Annotated in this window: 13 protein-coding genes; 5 read left to right on the top strand and 8 right to left on the bottom strand. The window is 68.8% G+C overall.

Features of this window, described 5'->3' with window-relative positions; all coding sequences use genetic code 11:
- Positions 1-18: 18 nt before the first annotated feature.
- The 7 genes from BUE42_RS04290 to BUE42_RS04260 all read right to left on the bottom strand — a co-directional run bounded on the left by BUE42_RS04290 (position 19) and on the right by BUE42_RS04260 (position 11,650).
- Positions 19-1,044, bottom strand: coding sequence for a GGDEF domain-containing protein (locus tag BUE42_RS04290; protein ID WP_073463039.1), 1,026 nt, complete (start codon positions 1,042-1,044; stop codon positions 19-21).
- A 33-nt stretch (positions 1,045-1,077) separates the two neighbouring features.
- A complete protein-coding gene (locus BUE42_RS04285; RefSeq protein WP_159445364.1) occupies positions 1,078-7,587 on the bottom strand; it encodes a hybrid sensor histidine kinase/response regulator in 6,510 nt (2,169 codons plus the stop codon).
- 97 nt (positions 7,588-7,684) lie between these two features.
- Entirely contained in the window at positions 7,685-9,982 is a 2,298-nt protein-coding gene (locus BUE42_RS04280) for a methyl-accepting chemotaxis protein (protein ID WP_073463034.1), read from the bottom strand.
- Positions 9,983-10,041: 59 nt separating this feature from the next.
- The gene (locus BUE42_RS04275) at positions 10,042-10,560 is read right to left on the bottom strand and encodes a chemotaxis protein CheW (protein WP_073463032.1); all 519 of its coding nucleotides are present in this window, start codon (positions 10,558-10,560) and stop codon (positions 10,042-10,044) included.
- Positions 10,561-10,622: 62 nt separating this feature from the next.
- Positions 10,623-10,988 (bottom strand): response regulator transcription factor, encoded by a 366-nt coding sequence (locus tag BUE42_RS04270; protein ID WP_047509914.1) that lies wholly within the window; start codon positions 10,986-10,988, stop codon positions 10,623-10,625.
- Between the two features lie 44 nt (positions 10,989-11,032).
- A complete protein-coding gene (locus BUE42_RS04265; protein ID WP_073463030.1) occupies positions 11,033-11,425 on the bottom strand; it encodes a response regulator in 393 nt (130 codons plus the stop codon).
- 72 nt (positions 11,426-11,497) lie between these two features.
- Complete coding sequence (locus BUE42_RS04260) at positions 11,498-11,650, bottom strand: rubredoxin (RefSeq protein ID WP_073463028.1); 153 nt, start codon at positions 11,648-11,650, stop codon at positions 11,498-11,500.
- 191 nt (positions 11,651-11,841) lie between these two features.
- Between BUE42_RS04260 and BUE42_RS04255 the strand changes: the two genes are divergently transcribed.
- The 3 genes from BUE42_RS04255 to mpl are packed head-to-tail and all read left to right on the top strand — an operon-like array spanning position 11,842 to position 15,460.
- On the top strand, positions 11,842-12,774 hold the full coding sequence (locus BUE42_RS04255; RefSeq protein WP_073463025.1) for a bifunctional hydroxymethylpyrimidine kinase/phosphomethylpyrimidine kinase: 933 nt from the start codon (positions 11,842-11,844) through the stop codon (positions 12,772-12,774).
- Positions 12,775-12,814: 40 nt separating this feature from the next.
- Entirely contained in the window at positions 12,815-14,104 is a 1,290-nt protein-coding gene (hemL, locus tag BUE42_RS04250) for a glutamate-1-semialdehyde 2,1-aminomutase (protein ID WP_073463023.1), read from the top strand.
- Positions 14,105-14,107: 3 nt separating this feature from the next.
- Positions 14,108-15,460 (top strand): UDP-N-acetylmuramate:L-alanyl-gamma-D-glutamyl-meso-diaminopimelate ligase, encoded by a 1,353-nt coding sequence (gene mpl / locus BUE42_RS04245; protein WP_073463021.1) that lies wholly within the window; start codon positions 14,108-14,110, stop codon positions 15,458-15,460.
- A gap of 183 nt (positions 15,461-15,643) precedes the next feature.
- Here the strand turns inward: mpl and BUE42_RS04240 are convergent, their stop codons facing one another.
- On the bottom strand, positions 15,644-18,391 hold the full coding sequence (locus BUE42_RS04240) for a zinc-dependent metalloprotease (protein WP_143171289.1): 2,748 nt from the start codon (positions 18,389-18,391) through the stop codon (positions 15,644-15,646).
- A 244-nt stretch (positions 18,392-18,635) separates the two neighbouring features.
- On the opposite strand from BUE42_RS04240, the gene BUE42_RS04235 reads away from it, so the two are divergent.
- Together BUE42_RS04235 and BUE42_RS04230 are read left to right on the top strand one after the other, a co-directional pair.
- Positions 18,636-19,223 carry a YqiA/YcfP family alpha/beta fold hydrolase gene (locus BUE42_RS04235; RefSeq protein WP_073463020.1) on the top strand — a complete coding sequence of 196 codons (588 nt, stop codon included), beginning with the start codon at positions 18,636-18,638 and terminating at the stop codon, positions 19,221-19,223.
- A gap of 37 nt (positions 19,224-19,260) precedes the next feature.
- Positions 19,261-21,321 carry a ribonuclease catalytic domain-containing protein gene (locus BUE42_RS04230; protein ID WP_073463019.1) on the top strand — a complete coding sequence of 687 codons (2,061 nt, stop codon included), beginning with the start codon at positions 19,261-19,263 and terminating at the stop codon, positions 21,319-21,321.

Below are 21,321 nucleotides of genomic sequence, written 5' to 3'. Positions count from 1 at the left end.
CGAGCCAGACCGTCCGAGCTAGAACAGCTCGACGTCTCCGATGATCGAGTCGTCTTCGAGCGCACCGCTGGCCACCAGCGCCGCATGGCTGCGCACCTGGTTGCGGCCGTGGCCCTTCGCGTAGTACACCGCCTTGTCAGCCCGCTCGAACGCGCCGCTCGGGGTGTCGCCCGGCTTGACCTCGGTGAAGCCGATGCTGATCGTGATGCGCCCGACCTGCGGGAACGCATAGGCCTCGGTGTTCTGCCGCATGCGCTCCAGCGCCATGGCCGTGTCTTCCTCGCGCGCGCAGCGCATCAGCACGACGAACTCCTCGCCGCCGAATCGGTACAGCCGGTCGTGGAAGCGGAAGCTGCTGCGCATCAGCCGCGACAGCAGCAGCAGCACCTCGTCGCCGATCAGGTGGCCGTAGTTGTCGTTGACCGACTTGAAGTGATCGATGTCGATCATGCCCAGCCAGTAGTGCTGTTGCGATGACGGCGGCGCGCGCCGCGTGTCGGCATGCGACACCAGCGTCGGCGTGTTGGTCGCCTTCAGGAAGCTCTCGTCGAAGGTCTTGCGGTTCAGCAGGCCGGTCAGCGTGTCGCGCTCGCTGTAGTCGAGCAGGCCTTCGAAGTTGCGGTAGATGCGCAGGATGCTGCAGACCAGCCGCTGCGACTCGTCGCTCATCGGCGCCTCGGTCTCGACCTCGAGCACGCCGACCACCTCGCGGTCGGTGCTGACCGCGAAGATCGTCAGGTTCGGCGTGCCGGGCACCGCGAGCACCGTCTGCCCGTTCATCGCCTGCTGCCGCACCGGAAAGGCGTCGAGCTCGGGCAGGGTGTCGACATCGGTCCACACCGGGTCGGCACGCGCCACGGCATCGTGCTGGCCCAGGTGGGCCCGCGTCAGCCAGCGCTCCTGCCCCTGGTCGCCGACGCTGCGGTAGATCGCCACCGAGAGGGGGCGCAGCAGGTCGCGCAGTGCGCCGACCAGGGTCACGTCGAGAATGTCGCGGTCGCGGAAACCGGTCAGCTCGGCGAGGTTGTCGACCAGCTGGGACATCGGATGTTCTCGTGTGAGCGCATGGTGACCAGATTACGCCAAAGTGACATCGGCCGTGTAGCGCCCGATCAAGGCCAGCAGGTCTTCTTCCGAATACGGCTTGCCCAGATAGTGGTCGACCCCCAGCTCGGCCGCGTAGTCGCGGTGCTTCTGTGCGATCCGCGAGGTGATCATGATCACCGGCAGGTCGCGCAGGCGGGCATCGCCGCGGATGTTGCGCACCAGGTCGAAGCCGTCCATGCGCGGCATCTCGATGTCGCTCAGCACGACCTGCGGCAGGTCTTCGGCCAGCCGCTCCAGCGCGTCGATGCCGTCCTTGGCGAGCTGCACGCGGTAGCCTTCGCGCACCAGCAGGCGCTGCGTGACGCGGCGCACCGTCAGCGAATCGTCGACCACCAGCACCAGCGGCGCCAGGCGTTGCGGCGCCTCGGCGGCCGCCGCTTCCATCATCTGCGCCTGCGTCGGCGCCTGGCGTGCCGCCAGCGTCGCGGCACGGGCCGCATCGCCATACAGCGTGGCCAGTGCCACCGGGTTGTAGATCAGCGCGACCGCACCGGAGGCCAGCAGCGTCATGCCCGCGAGACCCGGCAGGCGCGACAGCTGCGGCCCGAGGTTCTTCACGACCACTTCCTGGTTGCCCAGCACTTCGTCGACGTGCAGCGCGATGCGTTGCTGCGCGCTGCGCACCACCACCACCGGCCGCATGCGGGTCACTTCCTGGGTGATGGCCGTCTGCTGCAGCAAGGCGCCGAGCCAGAAGAACAGCAGCGAACGGTCGCCGACCGTGAAGGTGCCGCTGGCGTAGGCATGCTCCAGCTCTTCGACCTTGGCGCGGCGCACGATCTCGATCAGCGTGGCCGGCACCGCCACCACGGTGTTGCCGCAGCGCAGCATCACGACCTGCGTCACCGCCGTCGTCAGCGGCAGCAGCAGCTTGAAGCTGGTGCCCTGGCCGACCGAGGTCGCGGTCTCGATCCGGCCGCCCATCGCGTTCACTTCGGAGCGCACCACGTCCATGCCGACTCCGCGGCCGGCCAGCTCGGTCACCTGGTCGGCGGTCGAGAAGCCGGGCGTGAAGATCAGGTTGGCCAGCTCGGCATCGCTGTGCGATTCGCCGGGCTTGATCAGGCCCATCGCCTCGCCCTTGTCGCGGATGCGCATCAGGTTCAGGCCGGCGCCGTCGTCGCGGAATTCCACGCCGACTTCGTTGCCTTCCTGGTGCAGCGACACGACGATGCTGCCGGCGGCTTCCTTGCCGATGCCGGTGCGGACCTCGGGGCGCTCGATGCCGTGCGTCACGCAGTTGCGCAGCAGGTGTTCGAAGGCCGGCGTCATGCGGTCCAGCACGCCGCGGTCGATTTCGATCGAGCCGCCGACGATGTCCAGGCGCACCTGCTTGCCGGTTTCCTTGGCCGCCTGGCGCACCACGCGGTACAGGCGGTCGGAGGCGCTTTCGAACTCGACCATTCTGGTGCGCAGCAGGTCGTCCTGCAGGTCGCGCGTCAGACGGGCCTGCGCCGCCAGTTCGTCTTCGGTGGTTTCCAGCGTGCGGTGCAGCGTGCGCTGCACGGTGGCCACGTCGTTCACCGACTCGGCCATCATCCGCGTCAGTTCCTGGAAGCGGGTGAAGCGGTCGAACTCCAGCGGGTCGAAGGACTGGGCCTGCGCCTTGGCCTGCTCCAGCCGCGAGCTCATCTGCGTCTCGGCCTGCAGCTCGATGTCGCGCAGCTGGCCGCGCAGGCGCTCCAGGTTGTCCGTCAGGTCGGACAGCGAGCCACGGATGTTGCCGACCTCGGCCTCGATCCGCGAGCGCGTGATGCTGACCTCACCGGCCTGGTTGACCAGGCGTTCGAGCAGCGGGCCGCGCACGCGCACTGCGGAGTGCGTCGGCGAGATCGACTGTTCGACCGCCGCAGCCACCGCCGTCGCGGGGAAGCGCGACCAGTCGATGTCGCCGGTCGGCGACTGCGACTGGGCGGCGACGCGTGCCGGCGTCATGACCTGGGCGGCCGGCGGGGTCGCCGGCGGGGTTGCCGATGCGGCGGCCTGGACCGGCGCCGGAACCACCGGCGCAGCGGCCGGGATCGTCGGTGCGAGGGGCTCGATGAACGGCGTGGCTTCGGCGACCGGCAGCGGCTCGGCGACCGGCGTCGGGGCGACGACCGGCGGGGCCACCACAGGCGCGGCCACGACAGGCGCAGCCACCGGCGGCGCGGTGAACACCGGCAGCGCCGGCGCAGCCACCGTCATCGGGGCCAGCACGACCGGCGGCGCCACCGGTGCGGACACCGGCGGACGGACCGGCGCAGGCGGCGGCGCGATCGGCGCCACCACCGCTTCGGCGTAAGCCTGGGCATCGCGCGAGCGCAGCACCTCGAAGGTGTGGGCCAGGCCGTCGGCCCGACCTTGCAGCGCCTCGACATCCTGCGTGGTCGCAGGCGTCGCCTGCTGCAGCAGGTGCTCGATGCGGGTTTCCAGCCGGTGGGCCATTTCACCCAGCCGCATCGCACCGGCCAGGCGGGCACCGCCCTTCAGCGTGTGCAGCGTGCGCATGCAGGCCGCGGCCGCCGAGTTGTCGGTCGGACGGTGCGACCATTCGCGCAGCTTGGTCGCCAGCTCGGGAATCAGTTCTTCGCCCTCTTCCTCGAAGATCGGGAACAGCTCGGCGTCGACGGCATCGATCGCGTCGATGTCGTCGTCGTCATCGTCACCTTCGTCGTCGACGTCGACGCGCACCGGCGTCGAGCGATGCGGCTCGGCGGCCAGCGGCGAGAACGCCTTCAGCTCGGGCAGGCCGAGGCCGGCGAAGTTGGTGTCGTTGGTGCCGAACGAGCCCTCGGCCGCGGCCGACAGGGCTTCGGGGTCGAGCACTTCGGCCACCGCGGGCAGCTCGGGCGCCAGCAGCATCGGCTCGCTCAGCACGATCTCGGGCGCGGCTTCCAACGGCTCGAGGTCGTCGAACGACACATCGATCTCGTCGAAGCCGGCTTCGGGGTGCGGTGCCGGGATGTCGTCGGTCGACGGCGACACCACGTCGGCCGCCGCATTGGCGGCCTCGAGGCGGCGGGCCGAGCTGATCTCGTGCTCGGCCAAGCGCTCCAGCAGTTCCGGTGCGGCGGGCTTCAGGAAGCCGGCGGCGAACTGGTGCAGCAGGCGGCGCACTTCTTCGGCCGAATCGACGAACAGGCGGCCTTCGTCGGTCGTGCCGACGCCGATCGCCTGCGAACGCATCAGCGCGTGTTCGAGCAGGCGCGACAGGTGCGACAGCTCGCTGAAGCCCACCGTGGCCGAACTGCCGGCCAGCGAATGCGCCAGCGCGATCGGCATTTCGCCGACCGGGCGGTGCAGCTCCATGGCCCACTCGGCAACCTCGGTCGTCAGGCGGCGCGACAGCTCGTCGGCTTCGTTCAGGTAGATGTTGAACAGCGGAATGCCGATGCGCAGCGGGCCGACGATCTTGACCTGGTCGTCGTCGGACAGCGGTGCCGGCTCGGCTTCGGTGGTGGCAACCGTAGGCGTCGGCGACAGCTCGGACACCAGCGGCGCGGCTTCGACGGCCGGTGCGCTGCCGAAGAAGTCGTCGCCCAGGTCGAGTTCGATCAGCTCGACCGATTCGGCGGACAGCAGTTGCGGCTCGACGGTCTCGGCGACCGGCATCGGTTCGAGCACGGTGTCGATCGGCGCGGCCGCGCCGAGCTGGTCGAGCATCGAGGTGTCGGGCAGTTCGAAGCTCGGCAGGTTGCCGGCCGGCGCGACGATGGGCGCGGCCGGGGCGTCGTCGAACGCACCGAGGTCCAGGTCGAACGTCAGGTCGGCCAGCGGGAGCGGCGCGGACACCGGCGCGGGCGGCACCACCGGCGCGACCGGCGGCGCAGCCATCGGGCGTGCGACCGGCGGCAGCGCGCCCAGCGGCGCCGGCTTCGACACCGGCGCGGTGACGACCGGCACGGCAGCCGCCGGCTTGGCGGCGTCGCCGAACGACAGCGACATCAGCGACACCGGCGAGCTGGCGCCGACCTTGATCGGCGGCACCGGATCGCCACGGCCCAGCGCCTCGGCGGCGACCTTCACCGTCGCGGCGTTGAAACCGGAGACGTTCTGTGCGGCGATCGCGTCGACCCACTTCGCGAAGTAGGCGAGCGCTTCGTTGGAGAAATTCAGCAGCGTCGGATCGGCCGCCTTCTGGCCGGCCAGCCAGGTGTTGTAGACCTGCTCGCAAGCCCACGCGGCATCGCCGAAGTCCTTCAGCCCGACCATGCGCGAGCTGCCCTTCAGCGTGTGGAAGGCGCGGCGCACGGTGGTCTGCTGCTCGACGTCGGCGCTGGCATGCGCCAGGCTCTTCAACGCCGTCCCGGCGGTCTCGATCACCTCGCGCGCTTCCTCGAGGAAGATCTCGCGCATCTCGGGATCGTCGCCGAGGTCGGTCGCGGTGCCGGCCGGGGCCGCCGACAGCGCCGGCTGCACCTTGGCCGGCGCGGCCTCGGGCATGTCGAGCACCGGGTCGGTGGCGGTGTGGACGAAGTCGGACAGCGCTTCGGAGAGCTGTTCGCGCGCGGCCGCCACCTCTTCGGTGTTGTGCGAATGCGCGATCGCGTCCTTGGCGTGCTCGACGGCGGCGACCAGCTCGGGCTGGGCCGCGGCCTGCGCTTCGTGCGACAGCAGGTCGAGGTCACGCGACACTTCATCGAGCGGCACGTGGTCGCTCGCCGCGGTCAGCGACAGCGACTGGGCCTGTTCGATCAGGCGCGGCTCGACCGGTGCCGGCGCATGCGCCAGCGCGAGGTTCGAGGCCTGGCGCGCCGCGGCGCTGCGGCCCATCAGCGGGCTCAGCGTGCCGGACTTGGCATCGAACACGAACAGCGACTTCGCCATCTGCGGCTGCACGCTGAGCATGTCGATCAGGAAGCCGAGCGCACCCAGGTTGCCGGCCAGGCGGTCGAAGGTGCCCGACTGGACGACCAGCTGCGGGTCGACCTCGGTCGTGATCATGCCGTCGATGTCTTCGCGCATGCGCAGCACCGCATGCGAGGCCTGGTCCATGCCCAGCACCGACAGCACGCCGCGCATCGCGGACAGCTGGTTCGGCACCGGCATCAGCAGCTCGCGCTGCGCCGGGTTGCGGAAGAACTGGTCGATCGACTTCTCGGCCTCGGACAACGAGGCGCGCAGTTCCTGCACGACGCTGCCCATGGTCTGGCGGTCGGAGACGCGGCGGTACAGCTCCTCCATCCACGCTTCGAGCGGGTCGGGGGTGTTGCCGGCACGCACCGAGGCGACGCGCTGCGCGAGCCGGCGCACGCGGGCGGCCTGCTCGGGGTGGTCGAAATCGGCATCCTCGAGCGAGGCTTCGAGGTACAGCACGCTGGTCGCGACTTCCATCGCGAGCGCGGCTTCGGGTGCAGCGTTGGACTGCTGCGTCTGCACGACGGCCTGCTGGATTTCATCGGCCAGCAGCTCGCCGCTCGGGTACAGGCGCTTGACCGAATCGCCGACCAGCGAGAACTGCTCGGCCAGCCCGCTCATGCGGTGCATTTCGCCGCCGGCGACCGATGACCAGGCGTCCTTGGCGGTCGAGACGCGCTTGCGCGCCTGCACGATCAGCGCCGGGTCGAAGCGACCGAGGCGGCTGGTGTCGTAGTCGACCGGCAGGTGCTGCGCTAGGCCGTAGGCCTGGCGGACCGCGGCCAGGCGCGGCGTCTTGCGGCCGTCGCCGGGCGAGGCGCTCTGCGCGCAGAAGAACAGCAGGTCTTGCGCGAGGCGCTCGGAGACGTCGGGCTGGCCGCGCTCCAGCGTGCGCAGCTGCGCGAGCAGCCGCGAAGCCACGCGCTTGGTGTGCACGTCGCCCTTCAGCAGGCCGTTGGCCTGGCCTTCGAAGAACGCGGCCGCGAGCTTCCACAGCGTGGAGTGGGTCAGGTCGGACGCCTGCGCGCCGAGGCCGGCGCAGATGTCGCTCATGCGCTGCACTGCCGGCATCTGCTCGCCGCGCATGATCAGCAGCAGCTGGCGCTCCATCAGGCCGCGGGCGATCGAATCGGGGGCGCGCGGCTTGACCGTGGTGTCGTTGGGCAGCTCGCGCCAGCGCCAGTCGATGTTCCACAGGTCGGCGGGGTGCACGCGCTCGGCACCGGCCAGCGTCTGCACTGCCTGGTACTGCGGGAACAGCGCGAGCGGCGAGACCGGCTTGTCGGCCAGCAGGCGCTGCAGGTAGTCGAGCAGCGCGAACGAGGCGCGCTCGATGGTGTCGACCTCGGCCGACGTGAGCTTTTGCGGCTTCGCGACGAAGCGCTGCACCGCCGCCTCGCTGGCGGCCAGCAGGCGGGCGACGGCCGGCAGGCCGACCAGTTCGAGCGCACCGACGCCCTGGTGGATCTGTTGCCGCGCGGTGCGCAGCACCGACGGATCGACGCTGTCGACGTCGGAGCCGCTGTTCGCCTCGGCTTCCTTCACGTAGCGGCGCAACGCCTTGTGGGCCGTGTCCAGGGACTTGCGCAGTTCATCGTGAACCCACGCGAGCGCGCTGAGGTCGTCTGTGGTCTCACTCATGGTGTCGCTCATCGTCGCGTTGGGGGCGGTGGCAATCCATCTGCCTGTGTGGGGTGAAGGGCTGCGGCCCGATCAGGGCCGCAGGCAACACACTAGCTCAAGCGATCTTGAACCGTGCAACCGATTGCTTCAGTTCCTCGGCCGTCCGGGACAGCTCGCGCACCATCTGTGCGGTGGAACGGGTACCTTCACCGGTCTGCTCGGTCACCGCGAAAATGTGCTGGATGTTCGCTGCCACCACGTTGGCCGATTCGGCTTCTCGCGATGCCTGGCTCGAAATGTGCGCAATCAGGTCGGCAAGCTGGCGTGACACGCGGTCGATGTCGCCCAGTGCGTTACCTGCCGCGTCAGACAGCCGGGTTCCTTCCACCACGCCCTGCGTCGAGCGTTCCATGGCGGCCGCAGCATCCTGGGTGTCGGTCTGAATGGTCTTCACCAGGGCCGCAATCTGCCGCGTGGCGTCGCCGGAGCGTTCTGCCAGCCGTTGCACTTCTTCCGCAACCACCGAGAAGCCCCGACCCGCTTCACCGGCCGATGCGGCCTGGATGGCGGCGTTCAGTGCCAGCACGTTGGTCTGTTCGGTAATGTCGGAAATCAGTTCGGTGATTTCGCCAATTTCCTGCGACGACTCGCCCAGTCGCTTGATCCGCTTGGAGGTTTCCTGGATCTGGTCGCGGATCGAGTTCATGCCGCCGATCGTGTTCTGCACCGCGGTCAGACCGGTCTCTGCAGCTTGCAGCGACTGACGCGCCACCTGGGCCGTCTGCTGCGCCTGGCTCGACACGTCGTTGATTCGGCCTGCCATCTGCAGCACCGACTCGCCGGTTTCGCGAATCTCGCGCAGCTGTTCGTCGGAGGCGGCCAGCAGTTCGGTCGACGTGGCTTCCACCTGCTGCGTCGTTTCGGTCACCCGACCCACCGTGCCCTGCACCTGCGACACCAGCGTGCGCAGCTCTTCCACCGTGTAGTTCACCGAGTCGGCGATGGCGCCCGTGATGTCTTCCGTCACGGTCGCCTGCTGCGTCAGGTCGCCTTCAGCAACCGTCTGCAATTCGTTCATCAGCCGCAGAATGGCCGCCTGGTTCGCGTCGTTGACGCGCTTGGCTTCCTGTTCCTGGCGTTCGGCTTCGAGTCGCTGGTTTTCGGCGAGCGCGGCACGTTGCGCCTGGTCTCGCACATACAGCTGCAGGAAACCCGCGCCGCCGAGGGCCAGCACGACGGCCGACAGCACCAGCAGGCCCAGGTTCACGACGTTGAAGCCGGTGACGGTGGACAGGCGGTCCTGCACCGTTTCCAGGCCCTTGCGCAGCGGTTCGCTGTCGCCAATGATCGCGGCCTGCGCTTCACGGGCCGACACCAGGCCTTGCAGGTTGCCCAGAATCGAGCTGGCCTGGGTGCGCGTCTCTTCGTATTGCTTCAGCAGCGCGGTCAGGCGCTCCTTGGTCTGCGGATCCTTGGTGCCCGGCAAGCGCAGCTCGGCGTTGCCGTTCGACAGGCCGTCGGCGATTTCGCGGAACGAGTTCAAGTCCTTGCCCAGCAGGAACACGGCCTCGGGGCTCACGCCTTCCATCGTCAGGAATTCGTTGGCCGACTTGCCGATGCGCTGGGTCAGCATCACGAGCTGGCCGACCGCCGACAGCTCGGCCGGCGAGGCTTCCTGCTGCAGCTTCAGCGACGACACCGTCTCGGCGATTTCCAGCAGGTCGGACGACTGGCGGTTGATCGCGCGCAGCGCCTGGCCGACCTGCGTCAGGATCTTCTGCTGTTGCAGCACGGTGTTCGCGTTCTTCTCGGCGCGGTCGACCAGCGGCAGCAGCGGTTCCAGCGTGTCCTGCACGACGCCCGGCGCCGCATCGACGTTCGCATCGCCCTTGGCCAGGCCGCGCACGTTGCGCGCCAGCACCTCGGTACTTTCCTTCACCTCGGGGAAGGCCTGCGCGCTGCCGATCAAGGCCTGCGACACCGACTTCGCCAGACGCTGCGACTGCATCAGCGCCTGACCGGAGTAGCCCACCTGGGCGGCGCCCTTGTTGGCCTGGTTCAGCGAGCTGATCGTCATGCCGACCAGGCCGACCAGGCCGATCAGCACCATGGCACCCAGCAGACGCTGCTGCTGTCCCACCGGCCGGTTGCCGATCAGCGGCACGCCGGTGCCCGACATCAGCGCGGCGTTGTCGCCGCTCGGCAGCCGGGTTTCGGAGAAGTCGGCGATCTCGGACGGCGCGGCCTCCGAGATGATCGACGAGTCGAGGTTCACCGTGTTGGCGCCGCCGTCCGGCCGCCCATCGTCGTGCAGGTCGAGGCCGGCCACGTCGTCCAGCGCAACGGCACCGTCGGCGCCATATGCGTCGTCACGGCCTTTGCCCTTGCCTTTGATTTTGTTCAGGAAGCTCATAGGTGCCTCGTTGCGTCGTCTTGGGTAATGCAGTCAGGAGGGCCGGCGCGCATCGCGCCTCAGCCTGCGATCTTCAGGAAAGCGGCCTCGGTGGCCAGCTGTGCCAGATTCAGTTCGCGCCAGAGGCGGTTGCCTTCGTCGCGGTAATGCGTGCCGACGAAGGCCGGCTTGACCTGTCCGTCGTCGGGTTCGGGCTTCAACTGCTGCAGGTTGCGCAGGCCGGCGAGCCGGTCCACCAGCACCGCGCAGTTGATGTTCAGATCGTTGTTGAACGCGACGAACCAGGACTGCTCGCGCACCGGCTCGTTGCCGCGCACACCCAGGAAGCCCGCCAGGTCGACCACCCCGTGCAGCCGGCCGCGCAGGTTGGCCACGCCCATGAACCAGCGGCTGGTGTAGGGCACGGGCATCGCCGGCGCGAACGGGAAGATTTCACCGGCTTCCTGCAGCGGAAACAGGAACCCGTGGCTGCCGCACTCGACGGCCAGCCAGGCGCGGCCGCGCTCTTGCGTACGCGCCGCCTGCAGCCTTTCGGCCAGGCGACTTTGCAGCTCGCGCAATGCTTCCTTGTTGGCCATTCAGTTCTCTGCCTGCGGGGCGACGTGTGACGGTGAGGTGATGGAAACGGTACCGATGACGTTCAGTCGAACGCGCGGATCTTCGACACCAGCTCGTCGGCGTCGACGGGCTTGACGATGTAGTCGCGTGCGCCCTGGCGCATGCCCCACACCTTGTCGGTTTCCTGGTTCTTGCTGGTGCACATGATCACCGGCACGTCGGTGAAGCGCGGGTCGCGCGTGATCGCACGGGTCAGCTGGAAGCCGTTCTGGCCGGGCATCACGACGTCCATCAGGATCAGGTCGGGCTTCTCTTCGCCCAGCCGGCGCATCGCGTCTTCGCCGTTCTCGGCAGTTCGCACCGCGTAGCCGCGCTTGGTCAGCAGCTCCGACAGGTAGTGCAGTTCGGTCTTCGAATCGTCGACCAACAGAATCTTCTGAATCGCCATCGTCTTACTCCTTCAATTCTTGCAGGGCAACATCGGTGGCCGCGTCAGGCGCGGGCCGGCCGGTGCTGTGCCACGGCTTGCAGCAACTGGTCTTTGGTGAACGGCTTCGTGAGGTAGTCCTCGGAGCCGACCATCCGGCCGCGTGCCTTGTCGAACAGGCCGTCCTTCGAGGACAGCATGATGACCGGCACGTCGGCGAATTTGGCATTTCGCTTGATGATGGCGCAGGTCTGATACCCGTCCAGGCGCGGCATCAGGATGTCGCAGAAAATCAGGTCGGGCGCGTGATCGTTGACCTTGGACAGCGCGTCGAAACCGTCTTCCGCGAGCAGCACGGTATGGCCGCCCTGCTTCAGGAAGATCTCCGCGCTGCGGCGAATCGTGTTGCTGTCGTCGATCACCAGCACCTTGATGCCTGCGATGGCTTCATTGCTCACCGAGAATCCCCTCAATGACTGAAAGCGGCCGTGGCACTTGCCCGGCACGCCATGTAAGAGCCTCAGCGACCATCAGATCTGGACCATTTCGAAATCTTCCTTGCGTGCGCCACATTCCGGGCAAGTCCAGTTCATGGGTACTGCTTCCCATGCGGTGCCCGGTGCAATACCGTGTTCAGGATCGCCCGCGGCTTCGTCGTATATCCAGCCGCAGATCAGGCACATCCAGGTTCGGGTACCGCTGAGGTCATTGCTCACTTTGTTTTTGTCGCATCACTACAATGAGAAAAGATTGTAGCGATGCAGATTGACAAAAATACATTGATTTCTAGGCACCTACGCCACATTCCTCACATTTTTCTAGAAGTCAGTGCCGGCAAACGCGGCTCGTCTTCACCTTTCCCGACGGACTTCCAATGACCCCAGACGCCCCCTCCGCGGACCCCCAGGCCGACCCGAACCAGGAAGCGCCCGCACCCGCCTGCGTGATGACCTTCAACGCGAGCGACCCGAGCGGTGCCGGCGGCCTGGCCGGCGATGTCGCGACGATCGCGGCGATGGGCGCGCATGCGCTGCCGGTGGTCACCTCGATCGTGCTGCGCGACACCGCCGAGGTGTTCGACCACAGCGCGATCGACGCCGACGTGGTCGTCGAGCAGGCCCGCAGCATCCTCGAAGACGTCAGCATCGCCGCCTGGAAGGTCGGTTTCCTCGGTTCCGCCGAGGGTGTCAGCGCGGTGGCCGAGGTGCTGTCCGACTACCCCGAAGTGCCGTTGGTGGCCTACATGCCCAACCTGTCGTGGCTCGAGGAAGACGACCAGCAGGCCTACCTGGACGCGTTCCGCGAGCTGGTGCTGCCGCAGACCGAGGTGCTGGTGGGCAGCCACCAGACGCTGACCGATTTCCTGCTGCCCGAGTGGAGCAGCGAGCGCCCGGCCTCGCCGCGCGAGCTGGCGGTGGCGGCGGCGCAGCACGGCACGCGCTTCGTGCTGGTCACGAGCGTGCCGCTGCCCGACCAGTTCATGGACAACGTGCTGGCCTCGCCGCAGGGCGCGATCACCGGCGAGAAGTTCGAGCGCTTCGAGGTCAGCTTCGTCGGCGCGGGCGACACGCTGTCGTCGGCGCTGGCGGCGCTGCTGGCCGCCGGCAGCGAGCTGCACGCGGCAGTGGGCGAATCGCTCGCCTTCCTCGACCAGGCGCTGGATGCGGGCTTCCGCCCCGGCATGGGCAACGTGATCCCCGACCGCTTCTTCTGGGCGCTGCCGCCCGGCGAAGAAGGCGAAGAAGGCGAGGCAGCTGCCGCCGCCAACGACGAAGAGGCCCCGAAAGACCCCCGGCACGTGCACTGACCGCATCCCGGATTGACATCCGGGCTACCAGATCCAGAAGATGACCCAGACCAACGAAGCCCTGTTCGAGCGCGCCCGCCGCGTGATCCCCGGTGGCGTCAATTCGCCGGTGCGCGCGTTCCGCGCCGTCGGCGGCACGCCGCGCTTCATCGCGCGCGCGCAAGGCGCCTACATGTTCGACGCCGAGGGCAAGCGCTACATCGACTACATCGGCTCCTGGGGGCCGATGATCCTCGGCCACGGCCACCCGGCGGTGCTCGAGGCGGTCCAGAAGGCCGCGCTCGACGGTTTCTCGTTCGGCGCCCCCACCGAGCGCGAGATCGAGCTCGCCGAGGAGATCCTGAAGCTGGTGCCGAGCCTCGAGCAGGTCCGCCTGGTCAGTTCCGGCACCGAGGCCGCGATGAGCGCGATCCGCCTGGCGCGTGGCGCCACCGGCCGCAACCGGATCGTCAAGTTCGAGGGCTGCTACCACGGCCATGCCGATGCGCTGCTCGTGAAGGCCGGCTCGGGCCTCGCGACCTTCGGTCATGCAACCAGCGCCGGCGTACCGGCCGAGGTGGTGCAGCACACGATGGTGCTCGAGTACAACCACCTGGCGCAGCTCGAGGAGGCCTTCAGCCTGCACGGCCACGACATCGCCTGCGTGATGATCGAACCGATCGCCGGCAACATGAACTTCGTGCGCACCCAGCTGCCCTTCATGAAGCGGCTGCGCGAGCTGTGCACGCAGCACGGCGCGCTGCTGGTGTTCGACGAGGTGATGACCGGTTTCCGCGTCGGCCTGCACGGCGCGCAAGGCCTGTACGCGCGCGCGCTGCCGGGCTTCGAGCCCGACCTCAGCGTGTTCGGCAAGGTGATCGGCGGCGGCATGCCGCTGGCGGCCTTCGGCGGCAAGCGCGCGGTGATGGAGCAGCTCGCGCCGCTCGGTCCGGTCTACCAGGCCGGCACGCTGTCGGGCAACCCGGTGGCCACCGCCTGCGGGCTCGCGACGCTGCGCGAGATCCAGCGCCCCGGCTTCTTCGAGGCGCTGTCGGCACGCACCCACAGCCTGGTCGACGGCCTGGCCGCGGTCGCGCGCGAGAACGGCGTGCCGTGGTCGACCGACTGCGAGGGCGGCATGTTCGGCTTCTTCCTCGCCGACACGCTGCCGCAGAACTACGCCACCGTGATGGCCACCGACAAGGAGCGCTTCAACCGCTTCTTCCACGGCCTGCTGGACCACGGCGTCTACATCGCACCGGCCCTGTACGAGGCCGGTTTCGTCAGCGCCGCCCACACGGCCGACGACATAGCGGCCACACTCGCCGCGGCACGATCCGTGCTGAAGTAAGGCATGCACATCCACATCCTGGGCATCTGCGGCACCTTCATGGGCGGCATTGCCGCGCTCGCGCGCGAGGGCGGCCACCGGGTCACCGGCTGCGACGCCGGCGTCTATCCGCCGATGAGCGACCAGCTGCGCGCGCTCGGCATCGAGCTGATCGAAGGCTGGGGCGCCGACCAGCTGAAGCTCGCACCCGACCTGTTCGTCGTCGGCAACGTGGTTTCGCGCGGCAACGAGCTGATGGAGGCCATCCTCGACGCCGGCCTGCCGTACACCAGCGGGCCGCAGTGGCTGGCCGAGAACGTGCTGCAGGGCCGCCATGTGCTGGCGGTCGCCGGCACGCACGGCAAGACCAGCACCACCTCGATGCTGGCCTGGATGCTGGAGCAGGCGGGGCTGAAGCCGGGCTTCCTGGTGGGTGGCGTGCCGCAGAACTTCGGGGTCTCCGCCAGGCTCGGCGAAGGCAAGACCTTCGTGATCGAAGCCGACGAGTACGACACCGCCTTCTTCGACAAGCGCAGCAAGTTCGTGCACTACCGCCCACGCACCGCGGTGCTGAACAACCTCGAGTTCGACCACGCCGACATCTTCCCGGACCTCGGGGCGATCGAGACCCAGTTCCACCACCTGGTGCGCACGGTGCCGGCGGCCGGGCGGCTGGTGGTCAATGCGCGCGAGGAGTCGCTGCAACGCGTGCTGGCGCGCGGCTGTTGGAGCGAGGTGGTGCGCTTCGGCGCGCGCAAGGAAACGCCGGGTGCGCTGCGCGCGCGCGGCGAGCCGCATGTGTTCGACGTGCTGCGTGGCAGCCTGAAGATCGCGCACGTCGAATGGCCGCTGCTCGGTGAGCACAACCAGCTGAACGCGCTGGCGGCGATCGCCGCCGCCGAGCACGTGGGCGTCGACCCGCAGGTCGCTGCGAAGGCGCTCGCCAGCTTCCAGAACGTGCGCCGGCGCATGGAGCTGCGCGGCGAGGCCGGCGGCGTGAAGGTCTACGACGATTTCGCGCACCACCCGACGGCGATCCGCACCACGGTCAACGGCTTGCGCCGCAAGGTCGGGCTCGACCGCATTCTCGCGGTGCTGGAGCCGCGTTCGAACACGATGAAGCTCGGCACGATGAAGGCCCAGCTGCCGTGGTCGCTCGAAGAAGCCGACCTGTCGTTCTGCTACCAGGGCAACCTGGGATGGGATGCGCGCGAGGCCTTGGCACCGATGGGCGACAAGGCCATCGTCTGCGACACGATCGACGCGCTGGTGGCCGCGGTGCGCCGGGCCGCGAAGCCCGGCGACCATGTGCTGTGCATGAGCAACGGCGGGTTCGGCGGGGTGCACGACAAGCTGTTGACAGCCCTGGCAGGCTGAAGATTCCCGCGAAGGCAAAGAAACCCCGCTCGCCCTGAGCCTGTCGAAGGGCCCGATCATCCTGAGCTTGTCGAAGGGTCGGACTGAGCTTGTCGAAGACCCTGCGCGCTTCGGGCACAACCCTTCGACGGACGGGCCTTCGACAGGCTCAGTCCCTGCTCAGGGCGAACGGGTGTGTGTTCGTCAGCTCCTGAGCATCGAAGCCTTCAGCGCCTCGTTCAGCGTTGACAGGCTGTCCTGCAAATGCGCCCGGCTCTCGATCGACAACCTCGGCCCGTTGACCGCAGCACGCAGTTGCCCCTGCAGCTCCACCGCCTCCATCCTCACCAGGCTCAGTGCGTCCGGCGGCAGCGTTCCCGCGCCGCGGATCAGCAAGGCCTGCACGCGGCGCAGATGCTCGCGCTGCAGGTTGCGGCGCAGCCGGTCGATGTCGCTGCCGGTCTTCAGCTCGCTCCACACCGAGCCCTGCAGCGTGCCGTACACCTCGGCCAGCGAGATGACGTTGCGCTTGCTCGCATCGGCCACGTACAGCGGCAGGTCCAGCAGCCGCGACGCGGTGCCCGGGCTCATCAGCCGGTCGAGCGCCGTGACCTGCACCTGCAGCACCGCGGCCGGAATGCTCACCGGCCCGCCGCGGTCCCACTCGTTGTAGTCGGGCGACAGGCCCGCGAGGAACTGCGGCCGGAAGCGGAAGCTGTCCGCATTGAACAAGCCCTTCGCCAGGAACTGCAGCGCATCGCGCTGCTTGGCCGGCGCCACCGGCGCATAGGCTGGCCGCTTGGTCGAGCCCGGCAGGTCGCGCACGGTGTTCATGCCACCGACGTACTTGCCGACCAGGTCGGCCGCGCGGTTGAGCTGCTGGAAGCCGCTGAGCAGCACGCGGCGCTGGCGGATCGCCTCGTCGCCCGGCTGCGGCGCACGGTCCTGCACGCGCTGCCACAGCTCGCGTGACAGCTGCAGCCGCTTCTCGTAGTACGCGAGCGGGTCGTCGCCCAGGTCGAAGCGGTTGACCAGCGGGTCGATGCCGTCGTTGCCGCGTTGGCCGCCGGCCTCGGCGTCGTCCGCATAGGCCAGCAGCGGATCGGTGCTGCGCGATGCGATGCGCGCCAGCTCCGCCGTCTCGTCGGCCGGCGCGATCTGCTTGTAGGCGTATTCGATCGCCCAGTAGTCGTACGGCCCGAGCGTCGTGTTGTTCAGGCTCGCCTGGTGCTCGCCCGCCAGCGCCAGGTTGTAGGCGTTGTAGTCCATCACCGAGCCGGAAATGCCCTTGCTCTCGGTGAAACCCGTGTCCTGCAGCTGCGTGCGGCTGACCACCGTCGAGGCCTTGAAGTTGTGCTTCAGCCCCAGCGTGTGGCCGACCTCGTGCATCACCACGTCCTTGATGCGCGACTGCACGAAGGCATCCGCCTCCGGACCGTCCGGCGCGATCTCGCCGCGCGCCTCGAGCAGGTCCATCGCGAAGTCCATCTCGCCGGCGGCCTCCTGCGCGTAGTTGCAGTAGTCGGCACCGCCGAACTTGCTCCAGGCGGCAAAGGCGGGCGACGCGAACGGCGTCGCGCGACCCACGTCTTCGACCAGGAAGCGCCGCGCGCCGCGGCCGAACACGTCGCTCATGCCGATGTCGGCATCGATGATCTCGCCGGTGCGCGGATCGGAATGGCTCGGGCCGATCGCGAAGCCGACGTCGGCGCCGGTGAACCAGCGGATCGACGCATGGCGCGCGTCCATGTTGTCCCAGTCGGCATCGTCGGGCTGCTGCTTCGCGACGATCGCGTTCTTGAAGCCGATGCGCTCGAAGGCCTTGTTCCACTCCAGCACGCCGGCCTCGACCGCCCCGCGGTACTGCACCGGGATGTTCTTGTCGAGCCAGTAGACGATCGGCTGCTTCGGTTCGGACAGCGCGGCCTGCGGGTCCTGCTTCTCCAGGCGCCAGCGGGTCACGTAGTGCAGCCGCGGGTTGGCCTTGGTGTCGCTCGTCAGGTCGGTGACGACGTCGAAGAAGTGGCCGAGGCGCGGGTCGGTCTTGCGCGCCGCCATCGGCTCGCCGAGCTTCGCGAAGTTGTAGACGTAGCCGACGAACATGCTGCGCGGGTCCGGCGTGGTCTGCGGCGGCGGCGGCGTGGGCACCGGGCTCGGCGTCAGCGGCGGCGCCGGCATGCGCGCGGTCGCGTAGTGCATGCGCGCGTTCAGCGTCGTCAGGTCGTCGGTGACGCGGATCTTCTCGAAGTACGAGTTGCCGCGGTCCAGCGCGTACGGCAGGCGGAACGCCGTCTCGATCGCGGTGGCGTAGCCCGGCATGTCCGCCAGCAGGAAGTTCGCGTCGACCAGCACCGACTTGCGCTGCGGGTGCGGCGCGCTGACGATGCTGGCCGCGCCCAGCAGGCTGTTCGAGAACGCCTGCTCGACGCTCGCGCGCATCGCCGGCGTCGTCGCGACGTAGTTGCTGTTCAGCGCCACCAGCTGGATCAGGTTGCTGCCGATCTTGCGGAAGCTGGCCAGCCACTGCGGCCCCATCTGGCTGGCGTACAGCCCGCGCTCGCCGATCGAGTTCGAGATGTTGATCGACAGCATGAACGGCTGATCCAGGCGCTCGACCGGGATCTCGAGCCAGGTCTTCTCGTCCTTGCGCCACACCGGCACGAAGCCGTCCTGGTGGGTCGCGCCCTTGATGACCTCGTCGAAGGGCTTCGGGGCGGTCGGGTCGAGCCGCACCACGATGGCGCCCGGCGCGGAGGCCGCAGCAGCAGCCGAGGCGGCGGCGGCAGAAGCCGCCGCGCTGACCGGTGCCGACGCGGCGCCGGCCGGGGCGATGACGACGACCGGCGGCGTCGGCGTCACGGTCGTCACGCAGCCTTGCAGCAGCAGGCCGGCCAGCGCCAGGGACAGGCCGGCAGGTGCCGTGGATCTCGGGAGGTTCAGGGAGTCATTCACGTCAACGGTGTCCTTGTGATGTCCTTGTGGGAGGGGACCGGGAGCGGCTTCTGGAAGCGATTGGACGCAATCACGGGCTGTCGGATGGAGGCCGCGTGGAAACAAAGTGTAGAGCCTTGCACCGGGCGTCCACCCCGTGGAACGCCGAGCTAGACTCCGTCGCGCTTTGCAGGTTCCGTGCCTCCCGCCTATCGGACGCCCGCGGCCTGCGAGCGCTGCACCGGATGTGCATTCCTCACGCTTCATGATCACCCACCTCCTCTACCTGCACGGTTTTCGTTCGTCGCCACGCTCGACCAAGGCGCGCCAAGCCGAGGCCTGGGTGCGGCGCCACGCCCCGCGCGTCAGCTGGTGGTGCCCGCAGCTGCCACCGTCGCCACAGGAGGCGATCGACGGCCTGCACGCCGAGCTGGCCTGGTGGCCGCGCGGGCGCACGGCGATCATCGGCAGCTCGCTCGGCGGCTTCTATGCGACGGTGCTGGCCGAGCAGCTCGGCTGCCCGGCGGTGCTGCTGAACCCGGCGGTCGACCCGGCCCGCGACCTGGCGAAGCACATCGGCGAAACCAAGGCCTGGCACAGCGAGGAGCGCTTCTACTTCATGCCGGCCTACGTCGACCAGCTGCGCGCGATGACGCCGGGCGCGCTCGCAAAGCCGTCGCGCTACTTCGCGGTGATCGCCACCGGCGACGAGGTGCTCGACTGGCGCGAGATGAGCGAGCGCTACCGCGGCGCCCACCTGCGCATCGTCGAGGGCAGCGACCACGCGCTCAGCGGGTTCGAGCACCACCTGCCCCACCTGATGCATTTCCTGCAGCTCGCGCCCTCCCCGTGACCGGGAACGCCCGAGCTTTCCGCGACAATCCCACCCCATGTATGCATTGTTCGAAGACGCCGGCAAGTTCCTCGCCGGCCGCGTGATGACTGAAGCCGACAGCTCGATGCAGGTCGAGCTCGACTCCGGCAAGCGCGTGAAGGTGAAGGCGGCCAACGTGCTGCTGAAGTTCGAGAAGCCGCTGCCGGCCGAGCTGATCGCCGAAGGCCAGCGGCTCGCCCGCGAGATCGACCTCGACCTGGCCTGGGAGTTCGCGCCCGACACCGAGTTCGGCTTCGCCGACCTGGCGCGCGACTACTTCGACGCCAAGGCCGGCACCGAGAAGCAGGCCGCCGCGCTGTTCCGGCTGTTCGAGGCGCCGCATTACTTCCGCCGCCTCGGCAAGGGCCAGTTCAAGAAGGCGCCGGAAGAGATCGTGAAGGCCGCGCTGCTCGGCATCGAGCGCAAGAAGCAGCAGGCCGCGCAGATCGAGGGCTGGGCCGCCGAGCTGGTGGCCGGCCAGTGCCCGGTGCCGGTGCGCGAGCAGCTCTACAAGATTTTGTTCCGCCCCGACAAGAACGCCGCCGAGTACAAGGCCGTCGTCGAAGCCTCGCGCCGCGCGCAGAAGGCGCCGCTCGACCTGCTGACGGCGGCCGGCGCGATCGATTCGCCGTACCAGTTCCACTGGCGGCGCTTCCTGTTCGAGAACTTCCCGAAGGGCACCGGCTTCCCGCCGCTGTCGGCCCCGGCCATCAAGGACGTGCTGCCGGTCGCGGCCGTGCAGGCGTTCTCGATCGACGATTCGCAGACCACCGAGATCGACGACGCGCTGTCGGTGCAGGGCCTGGGCAGCGGCACCGTGGTGTTCGGCGTGCACATCGCCGCCCCCAGCCTCGCGATCGCGCCCGACAGCCCGGTCGACAAGGTCGCGCGCGACCGGCTGTCGACCGTCTACATGCCGGGCTACAAGCTGACGATGCTGCCCGACGAGGTGGTGCAGGCCTACACGCTGATGGCCGGGCGCGACTGCCCTGCGGTGTCGCTGTACGTCAGCTTCGACGAGGCGACGCTGAAAGTGACCGGCAGCGAGACGAAGCTGGAGCGCGTGCCGATCGCCGCCAACCTGCGCCACGACCAGCTCGACGCGGTGATCACCGAAGCCACGCTGCTCGGCGACGCGCCGGCGCCTTACGAGTTCGCGCCGGAACTGGCGTTCTGCTTCCGCCTGGCGCGCCACCTGAAGGCCGGCCGCGAGCAGGTGCGCGGCAAGCCGGAGCTGTTCAACCGGGCCGACTACAACTTCAAGCTCGACGGCAACGACGGCGCCGAGCCGCAGGGCCATGAGCGCGTCAGCATCGGCACGCGCCAGCGCGGCTCGCCGCTGGACCTGATCGTCGCCGAGGCGATGATCCTCGCCAACAGCACCTGGGGCGGCTGGCTCAACGACCTCGGCGTGCCGGGCATCTACCGCAGCCAGGCCAGCATGGCGCCGGGCGTCAAGGTGCGCATGGGCACACGCGCGGCACCGCACGCCGGCATGGGCGTCGCGCAATACACCTGGGCCACCTCGCCGCTGCGCCGCTATGTCGACCTGCTGAACCAGTGGCAGATCGTCGCCTGCGCGCGCCACGGCCGCACCGCGGCGCTGGCCGCGCCGTTCAAGCCGAAGGATGCGGCGCTGTTCTCGGTCATCTCCAGCTTCGATGCGGCCTACAGCGCCTACAACGGCTTCCAGTCGGGCATCGAGCGCTACTGGACGCTGAAGTACCTCGAGCAGAACGGCATCGCCGAACTCGACGCCGCGGTCATGAAAGAGGGCCTGGTGCGTGCCGACACGCTGCCGCTGGTGTTCCGCGCCGTCGGTGCCGAGCGGTTGCCGCGCGGTGCGCGCGTGAAGGTGCGCATCACCGGCACCGACCTGCTGACGCTGGACGTGCATGCGAGCGTGCTGTCGCGCATCGACGATCCGGACACCACGGCCGATGACGCGGTCGTCGAGGACGCCGAAGCCGAGAACGAGGACGTCGCCGCCGGCCCGCTGACGCTGGCGATCGACGTGGCCGCGGACGATGCCGATGACGCGCCGGCCGATGCGGCCGCCACCACCCCTGCCGCCTGA

Origin of the sequence: Rhizobacter sp. OV335, from assembly GCF_900142965.1 — a bacterium.
Lineage (GTDB): Bacteria > Pseudomonadota > Gammaproteobacteria > Burkholderiales > Burkholderiaceae_C > Rhizobacter.
The sequence above is the reverse complement of the archived record's forward strand: the minus strand, read 5'-3'. Positions and strand labels throughout refer to the sequence as shown.